This is a genomic window from Mesorhizobium sp. GW821-FHT07A06 (genome assembly GCF_059419085.1).
The window spans coordinates 194,612-213,640 of the sequence record NZ_JBWKRC010000002.1; the positions used below are offsets into that span (position 1 = coordinate 194,612).

General features: G+C 64.0%; 16 protein-coding genes. 8 read left to right on the forward strand and 8 right to left on the reverse strand.

Annotated elements, in window-relative coordinates; translation table 11 throughout:
- The first annotated feature begins 12 nt into the window (after window positions 1-12).
- Window positions 13-327, forward strand: a complete 315-nt coding sequence (gene hmuQ / locus AC07SZ_RS06415) for a heme-degrading protein HmuQ (RefSeq protein WP_056572477.1) — start codon at window positions 13-15, stop codon at window positions 325-327.
- Between the two features lie 191 nt (window positions 328-518).
- On the opposite strand, the gene putA is transcribed toward hmuQ, so the two are convergent.
- Window positions 519-4,127 (reverse strand): bifunctional proline dehydrogenase/L-glutamate gamma-semialdehyde dehydrogenase PutA, encoded by a 3,609-nt coding sequence (gene putA / locus AC07SZ_RS06420; RefSeq protein WP_494913759.1) that lies wholly within the window; start codon window positions 4,125-4,127, stop codon window positions 519-521.
- A 162-nt stretch (window positions 4,128-4,289) separates the two neighbouring features.
- Here putA and AC07SZ_RS06425 point away from each other — a divergent pair, with 162 nt between their 5' ends.
- Window positions 4,290-4,742 carry an Lrp/AsnC family transcriptional regulator gene (locus AC07SZ_RS06425; protein ID WP_056572481.1) on the forward strand — a complete coding sequence of 151 codons (453 nt, stop codon included), beginning with the start codon at window positions 4,290-4,292 and terminating at the stop codon, window positions 4,740-4,742.
- 64 nt (window positions 4,743-4,806) lie between these two features.
- Here AC07SZ_RS06425 and AC07SZ_RS06430 read toward each other — a convergent pair whose 3' ends face one another.
- The gene (locus AC07SZ_RS06430) at window positions 4,807-6,006 is read right to left on the reverse strand and encodes a cytochrome-c peroxidase (protein ID WP_494913760.1); all 1,200 of its coding nucleotides are present in this window, start codon (window positions 6,004-6,006) and stop codon (window positions 4,807-4,809) included.
- A 7-nt stretch (window positions 6,007-6,013) separates the two neighbouring features.
- The gene (locus tag AC07SZ_RS06435) at window positions 6,014-6,463 is read right to left on the reverse strand and encodes a FixH family protein (RefSeq protein WP_494914156.1); all 450 of its coding nucleotides are present in this window, start codon (window positions 6,461-6,463) and stop codon (window positions 6,014-6,016) included.
- Between the two features lie 151 nt (window positions 6,464-6,614).
- Between AC07SZ_RS06435 and AC07SZ_RS06440 the strand changes: the two genes are divergently transcribed.
- Entirely contained in the window at window positions 6,615-7,535 is a 921-nt protein-coding gene (locus AC07SZ_RS06440; RefSeq protein WP_494913762.1) for a sugar kinase, read from the forward strand.
- A 12-nt stretch (window positions 7,536-7,547) separates the two neighbouring features.
- Here AC07SZ_RS06440 and AC07SZ_RS06445 read toward each other — a convergent pair whose 3' ends face one another.
- The 3 genes from AC07SZ_RS06445 to AC07SZ_RS06455 all read right to left on the reverse strand — a co-directional run bounded on the left by AC07SZ_RS06445 (window position 7,548) and on the right by AC07SZ_RS06455 (window position 11,249).
- Complete coding sequence (locus AC07SZ_RS06445) at window positions 7,548-8,570, reverse strand: aldose epimerase family protein (RefSeq protein ID WP_056572488.1); 1,023 nt, start codon at window positions 8,568-8,570, stop codon at window positions 7,548-7,550.
- A 92-nt stretch (window positions 8,571-8,662) separates the two neighbouring features.
- Window positions 8,663-10,120, reverse strand: a complete 1,458-nt coding sequence (locus tag AC07SZ_RS06450; protein WP_056572490.1) for an NAD-dependent succinate-semialdehyde dehydrogenase — start codon at window positions 10,118-10,120, stop codon at window positions 8,663-8,665.
- A 178-nt stretch (window positions 10,121-10,298) separates the two neighbouring features.
- A complete protein-coding gene (locus AC07SZ_RS06455; protein WP_494913764.1) occupies window positions 10,299-11,249 on the reverse strand; it encodes an AEC family transporter in 951 nt (316 codons plus the stop codon).
- 127 nt (window positions 11,250-11,376) lie between these two features.
- Between AC07SZ_RS06455 and AC07SZ_RS06460 the strand changes: the two genes are divergently transcribed.
- Entirely contained in the window at window positions 11,377-14,397 is a 3,021-nt protein-coding gene (locus AC07SZ_RS06460) for a caspase family protein (protein WP_494913766.1), read from the forward strand.
- Window positions 14,398-14,492: 95 nt separating this feature from the next.
- Window positions 14,493-15,041 carry a histidine phosphatase family protein gene (locus AC07SZ_RS06465; protein ID WP_494913767.1) on the forward strand — a complete coding sequence of 183 codons (549 nt, stop codon included), beginning with the start codon at window positions 14,493-14,495 and terminating at the stop codon, window positions 15,039-15,041.
- Here the strand turns inward: AC07SZ_RS06465 and AC07SZ_RS06470 are convergent.
- Together AC07SZ_RS06470 and AC07SZ_RS06475 are read right to left on the reverse strand one after the other, a co-directional pair.
- Window positions 15,038-15,508: a hypothetical protein gene (locus AC07SZ_RS06470; protein ID WP_494913768.1), complete on the reverse strand. Its 471-nt coding sequence runs from the start codon at window positions 15,506-15,508 to the stop codon at window positions 15,038-15,040. The two genes, AC07SZ_RS06465 and AC07SZ_RS06470, sit on opposite strands and share 4 nt — an antisense overlap.
- Window positions 15,492-15,782 (reverse strand): hypothetical protein, encoded by a 291-nt coding sequence (locus AC07SZ_RS06475; protein ID WP_056572501.1) that lies wholly within the window; start codon window positions 15,780-15,782, stop codon window positions 15,492-15,494. Before AC07SZ_RS06475 ends, AC07SZ_RS06470 begins: the two co-directional genes overlap by 17 nt.
- 363 nt (window positions 15,783-16,145) lie before the next feature.
- On the opposite strand from AC07SZ_RS06475, the gene AC07SZ_RS06480 reads away from it, so the two are divergent.
- Genes AC07SZ_RS06480 through AC07SZ_RS06490 form a run of 3 tightly spaced genes read left to right on the forward strand, consistent with a single transcriptional unit; the run spans window position 16,146 to window position 19,002 of the window.
- Complete coding sequence (locus tag AC07SZ_RS06480; RefSeq protein WP_010909964.1) at window positions 16,146-16,427, forward strand: acyl carrier protein; 282 nt, start codon at window positions 16,146-16,148, stop codon at window positions 16,425-16,427.
- Between the two features lie 56 nt (window positions 16,428-16,483).
- On the forward strand, window positions 16,484-17,674 hold the full coding sequence (locus AC07SZ_RS06485) for a beta-ketoacyl-ACP synthase (protein ID WP_494913769.1): 1,191 nt from the start codon (window positions 16,484-16,486) through the stop codon (window positions 17,672-17,674).
- A 50-nt stretch (window positions 17,675-17,724) separates the two neighbouring features.
- Window positions 17,725-19,002, forward strand: a complete 1,278-nt coding sequence (locus AC07SZ_RS06490) for a beta-ketoacyl-ACP synthase (protein WP_056572506.1) — start codon at window positions 17,725-17,727, stop codon at window positions 19,000-19,002.
- Window positions 19,003-19,029: the final 27 nt, after the last annotated feature.

Genomic DNA, 19,029 nt, shown 5'->3' on the forward strand with positions numbered 1-19,029 from the left:
AAAGGAAACCCCATGTACATCGCCATGAACCGCTTCAAGGTTCAGAACGGCTCGGAAGCCGATTTCGAAGCCGTATGGAAGAACCGCGATTCCAGCCTTGCCGAAATGAAGGGTTTTCGGGAATTCCACCTGCTGCGCGGCCCTGTCAACGAGGCCGAAGGCTACACGCTGTTTGCCTCGCACACCGTGTGGGCGAGCCAGGACGATTTCGTCGCCTGGACAAGATCGGAGAATTTCCGCGCGGCCCACAGGAATGTCGGCACGACGAAAGTCCACTATCTCGGCCATCCGCAATTCGAGGGCTTTTCCGTCGTCGAGGGTGCCTGACGTCCCTTTGCCCGAGCGACTGTGACGATCTCTGCCACCATCGTCATGATCGCGTGGAACCGCGCCCACCCAGCCGACGCAGCCATTGGGCAATGTGCATGCGCATTCATCTGATCGGTTGCCCCGCTCGAATTGCCGGCCGTGTTTATCCCCGGCAACTCGACATAAGGCAAGCGAGGTGCGAACAGTCCCTATGCCGCCGCCAACAGGCTGGCATTGCCGCCGGCCGCGGTCGTGTCGACGCAGACGGCCCGCTCATGCGCATAGGCCGCCGGGTTGAGCACTTCGCTGACCAGCGGCACGATCGGACCAGTCCTCTCGGCGATGACCTTGCGCACGATGCGCGCGGCTTCCGGTGTGCCTGAAAAAGCAACGACATCGACGCGCAGCGAGCGCGCCTCGACCGGATCAGGCAGGCCATCTATTGCAGCGAGCGGCAGCCCCTTGCCGGTCAACGCCGAAAGCGCCGCTGGCGCCCCGGGCGCAACGGCCAGCACCGCATTGCCGGCGGCAAGCGCCTGGATCGTCTGGGCAAGCAGCGTGTCGGCATCCGGCCCCAGGCACAGCACGCGGCCGCGCGGCGACAGCGACAGCGTGTTGGCCTCGCCGGTCGGCCCGGGCAGATCGACCTGACCGAAATCGATACTGGCGGCGGCTCCGATGGCGGCAGCTCCCTTGCCGCGCAGGTGCTTCCTCAGAATGGCGATCCGGTCTGGGCGCGTCGACCAGCCGCCCAGCGTGGGATCGGGCAGATTGTCGGCCAGCTCGGTCGCCGTCACCTTGTGGCCATCCTGCAAATGGGTGCCCGCGTCCGGCCCCTTGCGGAAGCGCCGGAGATAATGCGGTCCGCCGGCCTTCGGCCCGGTGCCAGACAGTCCCTCGCCGCCAAAGGGCTGCGAACCGACGACAGCGCCGATCTGGTTGCGGTTGACATAGATGTTGCCGGCGTGAATGCCGTCGACGAAATGCTGCACGCGACCTTCGATGCGGGTGTGCAAGCCGAAAGTCAGGCCATAGCCCTTGCGGTTGATCGCGGCGATCACCGCGTCGATCTCATCGGCGTCGAATGTCGCGACATGCAGCACCGGCCCGAACACCTCGCGCTCCATCTCCTCTATGCCCTTGACCCTGAACACATGCGGCGCGACGAAGCGGCCATCCTTCGGCGCCTCGAGCTTGGCGATCAGCCGGCCCTCGAGGCCCTTCTTGGTGCAATAGTCGCGGATCGAAGCCTGTGCCTCATCGTCGATGACTGGGCCGACATCGGTCGAAATTTGCCAGGGATCGCCGATGTTGAGCGCCTCCATGGCGCCCTTCAGCATCTCCAGCATCTTCTTCTCGACATCCTTCTGCACATAGAGCACGCGCAGTGCCGAACAGCGCTGGCCCGCGCTCTGGAACGCAGAGGCCAGGATGTCGCGCACCGCCTGCTCGGGCAGCGCGGTGGAATCGACGATCATCGCGTTGAGGCCGCCGGTCTCGGCGATCAGCATGGCGTCCGGTGCCGCGGTCTCCGCAAGCTGCTTCTCGATCAGCTTGGCGACCTCGGTCGAGCCTGTGAAGCAGACGCCGGCAATGCGCGGGTCGGCGGTCAGCGGCGCGCCGACCGACGGGCCGTCGCCGGGCAGGAGCTGGATGACGTCTTCCGGAACGCCGGCCTCGCGCAGCAGTTCGACGGCGCGGAAGGCGATCAGCGGTGTCTGCTCGGCCGGCTTGGCGATCACCGAATTGCCGGTGACCAGCGCTGCCGCGATCTGGCCGGTGAAGATGGCGAGCGGGAAATTCCACGGCGAGATGCAGACGATGGCGCCCCGCGCCTGCGTGCCCGTCTCGGCGTTTGCCGACTCGGTCGCGTAATAGCGCAGGAAATCGACGGCTTCGCGCACTTCCGCCACACCGTCGGCCAGCGACTTGCCGGCCTCGCGGGTGGCCAGCGCGAAGAACTCCACGGCATTGGCCTCGTAGAGGTCGGCGGCGCGGTTGAGAATGGCGGCGCGCTCGGCAACGGGGCGCTTTGCCCAGGCCGGCTGCGCTTCCACCGCAATGCGCACGGCGGTCGCGACTTGCTTGGCCGCGGCCTCGTGAACGGTGCCCACCACTTCGGCAGGCTTGGCCGGATTGACCACCGGGCGCTGCTTGCCATAGCCGGCGGCCCGCGTAATCGGCTTGGCATGCCAGCGGTCCGGCCCCGCAAAGGCCGCCTTGGCCCTGTCGATCGCCGCCAGCGTCACCGTGTCGGTGATATCGAATCCCTTCGAGTTGCGTCGGCCAGCGCCAAAAATCTGGGAAGGCCGGACTATCGCCGGATTGGCGGCGGGGCCCTGGCTTTCGATCGTTTCGACCGGATCTCGCGCGATGTCCTCCGGCTCGACGTCTTCGTCGGTCAACTGGTGGACAAAGGAAGAGTTGGCACCGTTCTCGAGCAGCCGGCGGACCAGATAGGCAAGCAGGTCGGAATGCGCGCCGACCGGCGCATAGATACGGCAGCGCGTGCCTTCGGCCTGGCGCACCGTCTCGTGCAATGCCTCGCCCATGCCATGCAGGCGTTGGAACTCGAAGGAATTGCGATCGCCCGCCATCGACAGGATGGCGGCCACGGTATGGGCGTTATGGGTGGCGAATTGCGGATAGATTCGGTCGGTCATGCCGAGCAGTTTTTTCGCGCAAGCCATATAGGAAACGTCGGTGTTGGCCTTGCGCGTGAAGACGGGATAGCCGTCAAGCCCGAGCGTTTGCGCCCGCTTGATCTCGGTATCCCAATAGGCGCCCTTGACCAGCCGCACCATGATGGTGCGGTCGTACTTCTTCGCCAGCGCGTAGAGCCAGTCGATAGCGAAGGCTGCACGCGGGCCATAGGCCTGGACGACGACACCAAAGCCGTTCCAGCCGGCGAGTTCCGGCTCGGCCAGAACCCGCTCGATGACGTCAAGCGAGAGGTCGAGCCGATCCGCCTCCTCGGCGTCGATATTGAGGCCCATGCGCGAATGCCGGGCCGCGAGCGCCAGCGACAACAGCCGCTCGGCCATGACAGGCAGCATCTCCTCTTTCTGCGCCACTTCGTAACGTGGATGCAGCGCCGAGAGCTTCACCGAGATGCCATGGTTCTGCCTGATGTCAGGACCGTTCGAGCCGGAATCGAGCGACGAGATCGCATCGGCATAGGCCTTGTGGTAGCGCAGCGCGTCAGCCTCGGTGCGGGCCGCCTCGCCCAGCATGTCGAAGGAATAGAGATAGCCCTTCTGGATCATCTGCCGACCGCGCTTGACGGCTTCGGCGATGGTGCGGCCAAGCACGAACTGCTCGCCCATTTCACGCATGGCGGCGGCCACCGCCTTGCGGATGACCGGCTCGCCCAGCCGCCGCACCATCGAGCGCAGCGTGCCTTCGATACCGCCCTCGCCCTCGTCGAGGACACGACCGGTCAGCATCAGCGCCCAGGTCGAGGCGTTGACGAAGATCGAGCTCGAACCACCGGAATGCGCGGACCAATCATGCGGCGCGATCTTGTCGGCGATCAGATCGTCCATAGTCTCGGTGTCCGGCACGCGCAGCAGCGCCTCGGCCAGGCACATCAGCGCCACGCCTTCCTTGGTGGAGAGACCGTAGGCCGAGAGAAAGACCTCCATCAGCCGGGGATCCGACGAGCCGCGCACCGCCCGCACCAGATCGGCGGCGCGGGCCGAGATCGCATTCCGATCTTCTGCCGAGAGTCCCGTCGCTTCGGCCAGCCGCTTCACGGCTTCGTCTTCGTCAGGCAAATAGTTGGCACGGATCTGCTGGCGGATGGTGTCGAGCGGCATGGCGGTCCTGCGGAACGAGCATCGGGGAGCGGGCCGGCGGTCACCGGACCGAATGGCGCAAGCTAGCACAGCTGCGAATTTCCATCGGTCCAAAGAAATCGACAAGATAAACCAATCGATCTATCATCCTGCCAATCTGACAAAGTTTGGACTGCGATTTCCATGACAGAAGACCAATTGGACCGCATCGACCGGAACATCCTGTCGGCGCTGGCAAGCAATGGCCGGCTTTCCATGTCGGAATTGGCGGCAAAGGTGGGGCTGTCGAAGACACCGGTGCAGGCGCGGGTGAAGCGACTGGAGAAGGACGGCTATATCAGGGGCTACCAGGCAATCATCGACCGCGAGCGCATGGGCGAAGGCCATGTCGCCTTCGTCCAGGTGAAATTGTCCGACACCCGTTCAGCGGCACTCGACGCATTCAACCGGTCGGTACAGTCCGTGCCCGAGATCGAGCAGTGCCACATGATGGCGTCGAGCTTCGACTATCTGCTGAAGGTCCGCACCAGGGATATCGCCGCCTACCGCCGTGTGCTGGGCGAGCGCATCTCGGCCCTTCCCCACGTCGCCCAGACCTCGACCTTCGTGGCGATGGAGACGGTGAAGGACCGCTGACCATGATCCCGAAACACGGACGCCGGTTACCGGCCGGGATCATGGTCAAGCAAGAAAACAGGGCCTACTCCGACAGCGTCTTCAGGAACGCCACCAGCGCCGCACGCTCGCGATCCGACAGCTCCAGCGGATGGATCTCGGATGTCCCCTCGACGCTGGGAGCCGCCTTGGCGTAGTGCGCCACCACGTCGTCCAGCGACGAAAACTGCCCGGCATGCATATAGGGTGGCCGCGTGGCGGCGCCGCGCAGCGACGGCGTCTTGTAGGCGCGGATCAATTGCGGTCCGTCCTTGACCATGAAGCGCAATTCGCCGCAGGCGCTCACATCACCGTCGCGATAGGCGCCGAGACAATTGAACGGGTCGGCCTCGACCTGAGCAACCGCGTCGACACGCCCGCGATCCGGCGGCAGATCCGCGACGGGCGGTACACCGGTGTTGTGAAAACCGTTGTCGGTGAAGCGCGGGCCGTTGTGGCAGGTCACGCAATTGGCCTTGCCGATAAACAGCTTCAGCCCGAGGATCTCCTCCCGGGAAAAGATGGCATCGCCTTTGGGCTCGGCACCGGTGGCAAGGTCAAGCGCAAAGCGGTCGAAACGCGTCTGCGCCGGCTCGATCGAGCGTTCAAAGGCAGCAATCGCCTTGCCGATATTGGCATAGACGCGGTTGATGGCGTCGCGCTGTCCATCGCTCATTGCATTCCAGGCGGCCTTTTCGGCATCGGTTCCCAGCGGGCTGGCATTGGAAGGAATGCCGGAAAAATCGGGCAGCGGCCCGAAGATCCGCTCATAGCGCTCGCCGAAGCGCGCCTTGATGTAATGCGCGTAGGCGGCGCGGTTTCCGGCCTGCTCCAGCGGGTTTTCCAGCGGTGTCAGCGCTTGGGCCCACAGGCTGTCGCGTCGGCCGTCCCAGAAGAAAAAGGGATCGCGCGCCACGCCCGCCAGCGGCATGGTGCGCCGGTTGGTGCGGCCGACGCCAACGGCTCGCGGCAGGTCGTCCTGGAACTGGCGGTCGATCTTGTGGCAGGTCGAGCACGACACGGTGCCGTCGCGGCTCATGCCCAGATCGAAGAACAGCGTCGAGCCAAGCGCCGCCGCGGCCGGCACGTCGGCGAAGCGATTGGTCGTGTCGGGCTTCAGCAACGGCAAGGTGTTCAGGGCCAGCGAAGCGATGGTCTTCTTCTCGGCGTCGGAAAAATCCGGCTTGCCGCAGCCAACGAGGATGACGGCGGCCGTCAGCGCCAGAAAACAGAAAAGGCGCGTCATCGATCGCTCACAGCACCACGTTGAACAGCACCGTGTCGGAGCCAGCGCCGGACGAGATGGCGAAACGAAGTTGCCACCAACCGCTCATGGTGAATTTCAGCCCCTCGATGCGGTAACGGCCCTCGCCCAGATAATCGGTCACCTGCGGGCTCGTCGGCAGGCCGTGATTGTGTTGCGGCATGCCGCCGGAGATGGCGATCGCGGCTCGCTCCACCGAAGCCCCTGTCTTTGTTTTCAGCGTCAGCAGCCAGGATTCCAGTTCGCCCTGCCGCACCACGCCCCGTTCCGGCACGAAGCTCGCAATGTACAGCCCGTTGTCGGTTTTCTTCGTCCGAGAGAGATCCGGGCCGGCAAGCTGCGCGCTTTGCGGCGCGGTCAGGTAGACGACCGCGAGAACGCCGATCAGCAGAGCAGCCAGACCAAGACCCGCCAGGAGATAACGCCATATCGATGCCAAACCGGTTCCTCTTCTGCAGACAACGTTCTCCCGGGTGGATCGCTTCCCGCCAGCCTGTGGGAAAACGCTGTGGCGCAAAAATGCCTGCTTGCCAAGCATGGCGCCGCCACCGGCAAAAAGCTACAGCACGGAAATCACTGGAGGATAGCAGATGGCGGGAAACGGCGTCGCCTCGATCGGCGAATGCATGCTCGAACTGTCGGGCCAGACCGGCACGAACTGGTGCATGGGCTTTGCCGGCGACACGTTCAACACGCTGTGGGCGCTGCATGCGTTGAGCCAGGACCGGCCGGCGACCTATGTCTCGGCCTTCGGCGACGACCCCTTCTCGCAAGGCCAGATCGGCTTCTTCGCCGAAAACGGCATCGGCATCGGCTCCAGCCCGGTGATATCGGGGGCGCGCCCCGGCCTCTACGCGATAACGCTGACCGGGGCCGAACGCTCCTTCACCTACTGGCGCGGCGACGCCGCCGCCCGGCAGCTTGCTTCCGATCCAGCCGCACTGTCGAAAAACCTTGAGAATCAGGCGCTTGTGTATTTTTCCGGAATCACTTTGGCAATTCTGGACGATGCCGCGCGCGCCACACTGCTGAGCGCTGTGGCCAAGGCGCGCACGGCGGGGTCGCTGATCGCTTTCGACCCCAACTACCGGCCGCGGCTTTGGCGTCGGCGCGAGGACGCGCAAACGGCCATCGTAGAGGCGCTTGCCGTTACCGACATCGCACTGCCGACCTTCCCCGACGAGCAGATGCTGTTTGAGGATGCAACGCCGCAGGCGACCGCCGAGCGGCTTGGACAATGGGTCAGCGAAATCGTCGTCAAGAACGGCGAACAGCCGGCGCTGATTGCCAAAAACGGAACGTTGCACGACGTGCCGGCGATCCATGTCGCGGCCGCCATCGACACCACCGGAGCCGGCGATTCCTTCAACGGCGCCTATCTGGCGGCGCGTCTTGCCGGTCATGGCCCCCAGGAAGCTGTCCGCCGAGCCCATCGCGTCGCCGCCGCCGTGGTGCAGGTTCGCGGCGCGCTGGCGCCGTTCGAGACATTGCGGACTGCGTTTGAAAACTAGCGCTTGGAGAAACTATGGAAGGCGGAAACGATATTCCGTCACGTGGTGATAAATTGCACCTGGCCACAGCGTCGCCTGTGGAAAATACGGCCGGTTCGGCGCATCCGGCCATATCTGAGGTTCCAGGCAGAAGCCACTAAAGGCTTTGTAATCCCGCCCTTCCAGGCCCTTGCGGGGCGTCACATACTGGCCTGTATAGAGCTGGACGCCGGGCTCCGTCGTCCAGACCTCCATCTCGACGCCGGAGCTTGCCCCTTGCGTCCATGCCGCTTGCCGCAGCGGTCCGCGCGCCGAGGCGAGGCAGAAATTCTGGTCGTAGGGCAGTTGTTCGCCCTCGGTCTCCATGCGCAACGGCCGCGCCTGGCGGAAATCGAAAGGCGTGCCGTCAACCGGCTTGACCACGCCGGTCGGGATCATGTCGCCATCGACCGGCAGATAGGCACCGGCGTTCAGCATCAACCTGTGATCGAGAATGTCGCCGGCCCCGCCATCATCCAGGTTGAAATAGGAGTGCTGCGTAAGATTGCACAGCGTCGGCTCCTCGCAGGTCGCCGTCAGTTCGACGCTGAGCGTGCCGGGTATCTTCAGCCGGTAGGTGCAGGTGACGTCGAGCGCGCCGGGAAAGCCCATCGCGCCGTCGGGATCGTGCAGCGTCAGCGTGACGAAGTCCCGGCCGTGCAGCGAAACCGCCCATGGCCGGTGCGAATAACCCTGCGAGCCGCCATGCAGCGTGTGCTTGTCGAGGAAATTCGGCTCGGTCTGGTAGCGGTTGCCGCCAATGGTGAAGCGGCCGTCGCGGATGCGGTTGGCATAGCGGCCGACCACCGCGCCGAAGAAGGCGTTGTCGGCCTCATACTCTTGCAGGGTGCCGTAGCCGAGCACCAGCGGCGCATCGTGGCCGGTCAGGCGCAAATCCTGGATGATGGCGCCGAGACCGATGATGTTGGCGGTGAGGCCGCCGCCCCTGATGGCGAAGCGGCGCACGGGCTCGCCCGTCTGTGTCGTGCCGAAGACCTCGCCGTCCTTCATCGCCATGCCCGCAAATGCCAGTTGATCCAGAGGACTTCGGTAGGATTTCCCAGAAGAGATGGGCCGCCCGTTGGCCTGCCCATCTCAAGACCAGTCTATCAGAGGCCGAGGCCGCCAATGCAGACATATTTGGTGTCGAGATAATCCTCGATGCCCTGATGTCCGCCTTCCTTCCCGAGACCCGATTCCTTGACGCCGCCGAACGGCGCCTCTGGCGTCGTGATGAGGCCTTCATTGACGCCGACCATGCCGTATTTCAGCCCTTCCATGACCCGGAAGGCACGGCCGAGATCACCGGTGTAGAAGTAGCAGGCAAGGCCGAACTCGGTGTCGTTGGCCAGTTGCACCGCCTCTTCCTCGGTCTCGAACTTGAACACCGGTGCGACCGGGCCAAAGATCTCTTCCTTCATGAAGCGCATCTTGGGCGTGGCATTGGCGATGACCGTCGGCTGGAAAAACGAGCCGCCGAGCGCATGACGCTTGCCGCCGGCGACGATCTTGCCGCCCTTTGAGGTGGCGTCGGCGATCAGTTCCTCGACCTTCTCGACCGCCTTCTCGTCGATCAGCGGTCCCTGCTGCACGCCTTCCTCGAGGCCCGAACCGACCTTCAGCCCGTTGCTGGCGGCGGCCAGTTTCTCGACGAACTTGTCATAGACGCCGGCCTGCACGAGGAAGCGGTTGGTGCACACGCAGGTCTGGCCGGAATTGCGGTACTTGGCGGTTATGGCGCCGGTGACGGCACGGTCGATATCGGCGTCGTCGAAGACGATGAACGGCGCGTTGCCGCCGAGTTCCATCGAGACTTTCTTGACGGTGACCGACGACTTCTGGATCAGGATCTTGCCGACTTCGGTCGAGCCCGTGAAGGTGATCTTCTTGACCAGCGGATTGGCGCAGATCTCGTCGCCGATTTCTCCGGCGGCACCGGTCAGGATGTTGACGACGCCCTTGGGGAAGCCGACTTCCTCGGCCAGCGCGCCCCAGGCGAGGCCCGAATATGGCGTCTGCGAGGCCGGCTTGACGACGGCGGTGCAGCCCGCGGCCAGTGCGGGACCGAGCTTGCGGGCCAGCATCGAGGACGGGAAATTCCACGGCGTGATGGCGGCGATGACGCCGACCGGTTCCTTGGTTACCAGGATACGGCGATCCGCCCATGGTGACGGCACGACGTCGCCATAGGTGCGGCGGCCCTCCTCGGCGAACCACAATATATAAGCCGCGGCCGAGCCGATCTCGCCCTTCGATTCGAACAGAGACTTGCCCTGCTCGATGGTCAGCAGTTCGGCCAGCACGTCCTGATTGTCCATCATCGCGTCATGCAGCTTGCGCAGCAGCTTCGAGCGTTCGAGCGCGGTGGTCTTGCGCCACGACTTGAAGGCGGCATCGGCCGCCTCGATGGCGCGGCGGGTCTCGGCCTTGCCCGACTTCGGCACGGTGCCGATCTTGAGGCCGGTGGCGGGATTGTTGACGTCGACCGTCTGGCCGCTGTCGGCCTGCACCCATTCGCCGTTGATGAGATTGGCCTGCCGCATGAAATGGCTGGTTTTCTGAAGCATGGTCTAGCCTCCGCTCGGCGCACTGACGGGCCGGTATCTGGATTTTCTTCGATGGGCGTGCCCGATGATATCGAGGCCGGGACACTGGAGCCAGTGCTCTTTACCTAGGGCAAGCCACGCAATCAATTGCAAGATGGCATATAGGCTTTGGGCCAGCACGAAACCAGCCGAAGACGAACTAACCGTAGACGTGGAGAACCACGGTCAGCCAGAAAGCCGTGGTGATGGCGGCACAGGCCGTGGCGATGGTCATCTGGTTCGAAGCCAGCGCCTGGCCGGTGTTGAACTGCACGGCGATGAGATAGGAATTGATCCCGGATGGCAGCGCCGCGACCACGACCGCCACCTTGGCGGTCATCGGCGGCAGGCCGAGCAGCCATACGAAGGCGAGAACCAGCGCAGGCATCAGGAACAGCTTCAGCGCCGAAAGCGCCAGGGCCGGCCTGACATTGCCGGAAACGCCGAAGCGACGCAGGCTGAGCCCCATGGCAAACAGCGCCACCGGCCCGGCCGTGTCGGCCAGCGCATCGACCAGCCGCATGGCGAGGTCAGGCAGCGGCACGCCGCTGAGGCGCCATGCCAGCCCCAGCAGAATGCCGATGATCAGCGGGTTCATGAACAGCCGCCGCAGGAAGCTGCGCAGCACCCGCAGCGGATGGACATGGTCGCCGCTGCCGCGGCCAAACATCTCGAACAGCACGATCGAGGCCATCATCATGACCGGCAGATGCACGGAGACCAGAAGCGACAGCACTTCGAAGCCGCTCGGGCCGAATACGCCAAGGATGAACGGCGCGCCGAGCAGCACGACATTGGAATAGGCCGACGACACGCCCCCGACGACGCCGGCGCGCGCATCACGTCCGAAGATCCTCGTGGTGACGAGATGGCCGACGGCCCAGGTTATCGCCACAGCCGTGAAATAAGCTCCCCACAGCGGCCATGGCGCCACGCCGTGGAAATCGGCATTCACCATCGTCTGGAACAGAAGCAGCGGCATCGCCACCGAGACCGCGAAGTCCGATATCCCCTCACCGCTCGCCGGCCTGAGATAACCGGTGAGCCCGGCGAGATAGCCGAGCGCGACGAGGCTGAAGACGAAAAGGACGGTTTCTGTGAGTGGGGACATTTTTCAGGGATAGGCGAGCCACGCCCGTGGCGCAATCGCGCCCGAATTTGATCATGCCCGAATTTGATCATGGTCTGCTGGCAGCGTTATAGAGGGTTTGGAATATCAGGGCGGACACGAACGACAAATGACCTTTGTCGAAACCTCAGGACGCAATCTTTTTGCGCGGATGTGGCTGACGGCCTTCGTCGCCGCGCTGTTTTGTCTTGCCGCGACGGCGTTTGCGCTTGCCGAACCGAAAAACCTCAAGGGCGTGGCGCTGATTATCGGTCAGTCGAAATATGAACACATCGCCGCCCTGCCCAACCCGGCCAACGACGCCCGCGACATGGCCAAGATGCTGACAGACCTCGGTTTCGACGCCCGCAACGTCACCGATCGCGATGCCGCCAGGTTGAAGCGCGACCTCGAACGGTTCGTCGAGGATGCCGAAGGCGTCGACGTCGCCTTCATCTACTATTCCGGGCACGGCATCGAAGCCGGCGGCGAGAACTATCTGGTTCCGGTCGATGCCGACGTCTCGTCGCTCAAGGATGCCGGTCAGGCGCTGGTGCCGATGTCCGCCGTCATGGATGAATTGAAGAAGACCGTGCCGGTGACGATCATGCTGCTCGACGCCTGCCGCACCAATCCGTTTCCCGCCGACGCCGTGGTGCGGCGCGCACCAACCGCTTCCGCCGAGCCGATCGGTGCCGGCGGGCTGGAACCGGTCCGTGGCGCCAAGGCCCTCGGCAACGCACCGGCGGCCGATGCGAGCCTGGGCACTGTGGTCGGCTTCGCCGCCGAACCGGGGCGCCCGGCTCTGGATGGTGCCCCCGGGGAAAACAGCCCTTACGCAGCCGCGCTGCTACGCCACCTCGCGGCGATGAAAGGCACGGAGTTCGGCTCGGTCATGCGCATGGTGACCGAGGAAGTCTATCTCGACACCAAGGCGAAGCAGCGCCCCTGGGTCAATGAAAGCCTGCGCCGGCTGCTCTATTTCGGCGTCGCGCCACCGGAACCGACAGGCGATGACGGGCTGATCACCGGCGAACGGCGGCAACTGCTCCTGACCATTTCCGACCTGCCCGATCCCAAAAGGGCGCAAGTGGAACTGGCCTCGCTGCAGGACGGGGTGCCGCTCGACGCGCTCTATGGGGTACTCAGGGCACTCGGCACGGAAAAGATCCCCGAGGATCCGGCCGACCTGCACAAGGTGCTCGACGCACAGGCCGAGCGGCTGAAGAAGATGATGTCCGAGCGCGCGGCGTTGCGTACGGACGATCCGGAGATCAAGCGGCTGGTCGCGTCCGCCGACAAGGCCATCAGCCAGGGCGCAATGGTGACGGCGCGCAAATTCCTCGATGACGCGGTCGGCAGGGTCGAGCAGAACGGCGACGCTGTTGACGAGGCCGAGGACCTGGTCCGGCAGAAACGCATCGCCGACGCCGCCATCTACGCCAAGCGCGCCGACGCGTCGGCGCTGATCTTCGACTACAGATCCGCCGCCAACGACTACGCCAAGGCGTTCTCGCTGGCCGAGAAATGGGACGAGAAGCTGCGCTGGAACTACAAGAACCAGGAAGCCGAGGCACTCAATGCCCATGGCTATGCCACCGGCGACCTCGATGCGCTGCAGCACGCGATCGAAGCCTATCGCGTCATCCTGAACTTCATCCCGAATGGCGAGCAGAACCGTGACTGGGCCATCACTCGCAACAACATGGCGGTGGTGTTGCAGACCATCGGTGAACGCGAGACCGAAACCGCCCGTCTCGAAGAAGCGGCACGGATCTTTCGCGATTCGCTTGTCGTTTTCGAGCACGAGAAGGACGACCGCAACTGGGCGGCCGCGCAGAATAACCTCGCCAATGTGCTCCTGAAGATCGGTGAGCGGGAAAGCGATCCGAAACGACTCAATGAAGCGGTGGCGGCGATGCACGCCACGCTCGAAAAGCGCCCACGCGACAAGCTGCCGCTCGACTGGGCCGCCTCGCAGAACAATCTCGGCCTCGCGCTCTACGCCCTTTCCGAGCGCGACCCTGCCGGCGAGCACCTGAAGGAAGCGGAAGCCGCCTACCGGCTGGCGCTCGAGGAATACACGCGCGAGAAAACGCCGGTGGAATGGGCGATGGTCGAGAATAATCTCGGCAATACCCTTGTGACTTCAGGCATCCAGCTCAACGACAAGGCCAAGATCAACGAGGCGGCCGATGCGTTTCGCGCGGCGCTGAAGGTGCGGACCCGCGAGACCTTCCCGGTGTCATGGGCAACCAGCCGGCTCAATCTCGGCAACGCGCTGAGCGGGGTTGCCCGCTTCGATATCGGCACGGGCACGCTCGAAGAGGCCGCCGCGGCTTATGATGACGCGCTCACCGTGTTTACCCGCCAGCGGTTCCCGATGGATTGGGCGTCGGCGCAGAACAATCTCGGCTCGATCTATCAGACGCTTGGCCAGCGAACCCGCGATGCGGCCAAGCTCGAACAGTCGGCGGCAGCCTTCCAGGCCGCCCGGCAGGTCTATGTCAGGCGGAAATTCCCGCAGGATTGGGCCATGAGCTACTACAATCTCGGCAACACGCTGCAGCTTCTTGGCGGCGTCACGGACAAGCCCGAGCACTACAGCGAGGCGGTCGACGCCTATCGGAATGCGTTGCGCGAATACAAGCGCGAGACGAACCCTCGGCAATGGGCGCTGGCCCAGGCCGGTCTGGGCTCGACGCTGCACTGGCTGAGCATGAGCAATGCCGATCCGAAAACCTTGCAAGATTCTATCGCGGCGCGGCGGGCGGCACTTGAAGTGCTGTCCATCGAGTCCGCACCGGTCGACTGGGCCAACGCCCAGAACGGCATCGGCATGAGCCTGCTCAACCTCGGCAACATCGAACGGACCGGAAAATATCTCGACGAGGCCGAGGCGGCCTTCACCGCGACACTGAAGGTGTTCACGCGCGAAAGTCAGCCCATGCAATGGGCCTTTGAACAGAACAATCTCGGCGACATCCACTGGAACCGCGCCAGCTATGGCGGCGGCAAGCCCGAATATCTCAGGGCCATCGAGTTCTTCGAGAACGCCAAGCAGGGCTTCACCGAAGCCGGCTACACCATACCCATCCCGCTCACCGACCAGAAGATCGATCTGGTGAAGCAGCAGCTCGCCAAAAAGTGAGGCTGGGACGTCCGCGACGCCCGCTTGTCTTTGTGCCGGCCTTCCGATCCCTATATGCGAATGGAGTCTGATGCCAGGCTCATGGAAGGACCGCGATGATTCGATTTGCCCTGGCCTTGTTCCTGCTCGTCATTCCCTTCGCGGCGCATGCCACGGATGCCGGCTGGGCGTTGCTGCGCGATGGCGGCCATGTCGTGCTGCTGCGCCATGCCATGGTCACCGGCACCACCGATCCGGTCAATTTCGACATCGACAGCTGCGCCACCCAGATCAACCTCTCGGCGCGCGGTAAGCAGCAGGCGAGCAAGATCGGCGCGTTGTTTGCCGCCCGCGCCGCGCCGGTCGAACGCGTGCTGTCGAGCCGCTACTGCCGCTGCCTCGACACCGCCCGCATCGCCTTCGAGGCCGAGCCGGAGCTGTTTGCGCCGCTCGATCTGCTGAAAGGCGACGATGCGCAGAAGGCCGCCCAGATCGCGGCCATCATGAAGGAAATCCGCGCCTATTCCGGTTCCGACAACCTGATCATGGTCACCCATCTGGAAGACATCGTGGCGCTGACCGGGGTTTCGCCGCGAGAGGGCGAAGCCGTGGTCGTCGAGCCGCAGGGCGACGGCCTGCGTGTGCTCGGCCGTGTTACGTTCTAATCATGGCCGGAGCCGGCTGACGAACCGGTGAGCAACCACGTATCGATGCGGACTTTCCACGCCTCGATCATGTGTACGAACGCGTCCTCGGTCAATTCCGACAGATACGCGTCCCCTGCTGCCGTCAGAGCCGTGAACGTGTAGGCAATCGATGCCTGCGTGCCACCGTCGGCGGCCGGGCGGCAGGCCACCTCGACAAATCCGAAACGTGAATCCGGCGTAACCCTGACATAGCGGACGCGATGCGCGACAGGATCCCAGTCGGCGCAGGCCCAGAGCGTCGTCTCGTCGCTGTGGACAGTCCGGAAGACCATGCCTTGCCGCGTATCTCCATTTTGCGGGTGCAGAAATTCCGGATCCCAGCCCTCCACCCAAAGGGTCTCGCCGATCGGCGTGAACAGCGGGAAGACGCGGTCGACCGGACCGGAAAGGACGATGCTGTGGCTGCGCTCAAGATGGCTCGTCATCCGCCTTTCCTTCCCTTTCCACTCCGTCCGACGGCGGCGCTTCAGCCAGACCGTGGCTGTCCGCGGCGCCAAGCTCCAGCCCGTAGATGCGCTTCAATTGGCTGATCGTTTCCAGGGTCGCTGGCGAAAACGGCGCCTGCCCTTCGAAGGCATGCAGCACGATGCCTTCGATGAGATCGCCAAGGCTCATGTCGCGATGCTCGGCCAGCGCCTTGAGCACCTTCACCAGCCGCTTTTCCAGGCGCACGCCCGTCTGCACGCGTTCAATGTTCATGGTGAATTGGTATCATGGTACATTGGTACCATCAAGCCTCTCGCGACATCTGGCGGTGTTGCCGAAGGCCACCGCTGAAAAAAGCCGCGAACTTGCCCCGACAGCCGCCTGCGACAACCCGCGACAACTGATGCGTATCGTCCAAAATTGGTTCCGGTTTTGGGAAAACGACAGGCATCGAAACAGCGACTGACGTGACGTAATGGGAAGGGCCGCCGGGTTGACCGGCGGCCCTTCTTGCGTTTCTTGGGCAGCCTACCCATCTGCGCCCGGCTTATCAGGCCTTTTCCTGCCGGGAAAAACCGATTAGACAGCGCCCAAACAAGATGCGGACAGATTCCGCCCGCAAAGAAGGAAAAGCCCTTGTCCACCACGTTCGACAAAGTCGCCAAGATCATTGCCGACACCAGCGAGATCGATATCGACACCATCACACCCGAGAGCCACACGATCGACGATCTCGGCATCGACAGCCTCGATTTCCTCGACATCGTCTTCGCCATCGACAAGGAATTCGGCATCAAGGTGCCGCTGGAAAAGTGGACCCAGGAAGTCAATGACGGCAAGGCGTCGACCGACGACTACTTCGTCATGAAGAACCTGTGCGCCAAGATCGACGCACTGGTCGCCGCCAAGACCGCCTGATGTCAGTTGAGCGCGCGACCTTGACGCGCTCTGCCGCCTGACCCACAAAGCCGCTCATGAGCAGCCCCCGCGACGTCGTCATCACTGGTATCGGCCTTGTCTCCTCGCTGGGAGAAGGTCCGGACGCCCACTGGCAGAAGCTGGCGCAGCCGGGCCTGCAGCCGGTGCTCGAAGCCGCGCGCTTCGCGCCCTACACCGTCCACCCGCTGCCCGAAATCGACTGGAACCTGCAGATCGCCAAGCGTGGCGACCAGCGGCAGATGGAAACCTGGCAGCGGCTCGGCACCTATGCCGCCGGGCTTGCGCTCGACGATGCCGGCATCAAGGGCAATGACGAGCTCTGCGCGACCATGGACATGGTGGTGGCCGCCGGCGGCGGCGAGCGCGACGAGGCGGTTGACGCCGCCATTCTCGCCGCATCCGAGAGCCGCAATGACCGCGACGTGCTGCTCAACGAGAAGCTGACCACCGAGTTGCGGCCGACCCTGTTTTTGGCGCAGCTTTCCAACCTGCTCGCTGGCAACATCTCCATCGTCCACAAGGTGACAGGCTCGTCACGCACCTTCATGGGCGAGGAAGGTGCCGGCGTCGCCGCCGTCGAAACGGCCGCTGCCCGCATCCGCTCCGGCCAGTCGACGCACATTCTGGTCGGCGGCGCCTTCCAGACCGAACATTCCGACATGCTGCTCGGTTACGAGCTTGCCGGCTATTTGCATCGCGGCCCGTGGAAACCTGTGTGGCAAAGACAGGGTGCCGAGGGTGGCGGCGTCGTCACGGGATCCGGCGGTGCCTTCCTGGTGCTGGAGCAGCGCGAACACGCCGTGAGCCGTGGGCGCAAGATCTACGCCGAACTCGGCCCGGTCGTTTCAGGCCGCGCCAGGCGGCCACGCGGAGAGCTCGATGCCGAGATCGCCGCGCTGCTCGGCCAGGCGGCGCTGCCGAACGGCAAGCTGCTTGCCCTGTCGGGTGCCTCGGGCGCGCATGCCGCAACCACCGCCGAGAAGACGGTGCTCGATGCCAATCCCGGGATCGCCGCGCGCGGCTTCTCGACACTGACCGGGCACATGAAGGAAGCGCAGTTTCCTTTCGCGGTGGCGCTGGCGGCACTCGCCGTCGACCGCAAGGCCGCTTACCCTGTTTTCGATGCCGCCGCCGAGAAGCCGTTCGAAGGCATTCCCGCAAGCGTCCTTGCAACGGCGATCGGCTATCACCAATTCGAGGGCATGGCGCTGGTCAACGCCGCATAACGCGGCGCTCGCGATCCATGCTGCAACGATAAACGCTCGAGGGCTCCCGGATGGCCAATCTGAACGATCACATGGGCAGGCCAATTGTCGCCGTCACCGGCATCGGCGTTGTCACCTCGCTCGGCGTCGGCAAGACCGACAATTGGGCGGCGTTGACCTCCGGCAAGTCGGGCATCCACCCGATCACCCGCTTTCCCATCGATCAACTGAACACCCGCATCTCCGGCATGGTCGATTTCCTGCCGTCGAGTTCGAAAGGTGCCAGCCCGCTCACCTATGAGCTGGCCGAGCTTGCCGGCCTCGAAGCGGTGACCGAATCCGGTCTTGATTCCAGCGACTTCGGCGGACCGCTTTTCCTCGCATCGCCGCCGGTTGAACTCGACTGGGCCGAGCGCTTCTCGCTCTACAATTCCGACAAGGACAAGGACGACACCGCCGCCGAAAGACTGCTTCGGGTGGCGCGTAGCTTGAAAGAGCTGGATATTTTCGAAACCACCCAGTTCGGTTCTATCGCCGACCGCCTTGCCGACCGCCTTGGCACACGCGGTCTGCCGATCACCCTGTCGACGGCCTGCGCTTCGGGTGCCACCGCGATCCAGCTCGGTGTCGAGGCGATCCGACGCGGCGAATGCGACCGTGCGCTATCGATCGGCGCGGACGGTTCTGCCACCGCCGAGGCATTGATTCGCTTCTCATTGCTTTCGGCGCTCTCCACGCACAACGACATTCCCGAAAAGGCATCGAAGCCTTTCTCCAGGGATCGCGACGGCTTCGTATTGGCCGAGGGGTCCGGGGCGCTGGTGTTGGAATCGCTTGAGGCGGCATTGGCTCGCGGCGCGACCATTCTTGGCGTCCTCAGCGGTTGCGGCGAGAAGGCCGACGACTTCCACCGCACCCGCTCGAAGCCGGACGCTTCGCCCGCCATCGCCGCGGTTCGCGCCGCCCTCGCCGATGCCGGCCTGGGTGAAGACGAGATCGACTATGTCAACGCCCACGGCACGTCGACCCCCGAGAACGACAAGATGGAACATCTGGCACTGTCGACCGTATTCGGCGAGCGCATAAGCTCCATGCCGGTGTCGTCGAACAAGTCGATGATCGGCCACACCCTGTCGGCGGCCGGCGCCGTCGAGGCGGCGTTTTCGCTGATGACGATGCGCGAAAGTGTCATTCCGCCGACCATCAACTACGACAATCCCGATCCGGCGATCGTGCTCGACGTGGTGCCCAACAAGAAGCGCAATGCCGAGGTTCGGAGCGTTTTGTCGAACTCCTTCGGCTTCGGCGGCCAGAACACTTGCCTTGTCATGACACGGGAACCGGTCTAAGCGACCTTTTTCAGTCCCACTGAACCG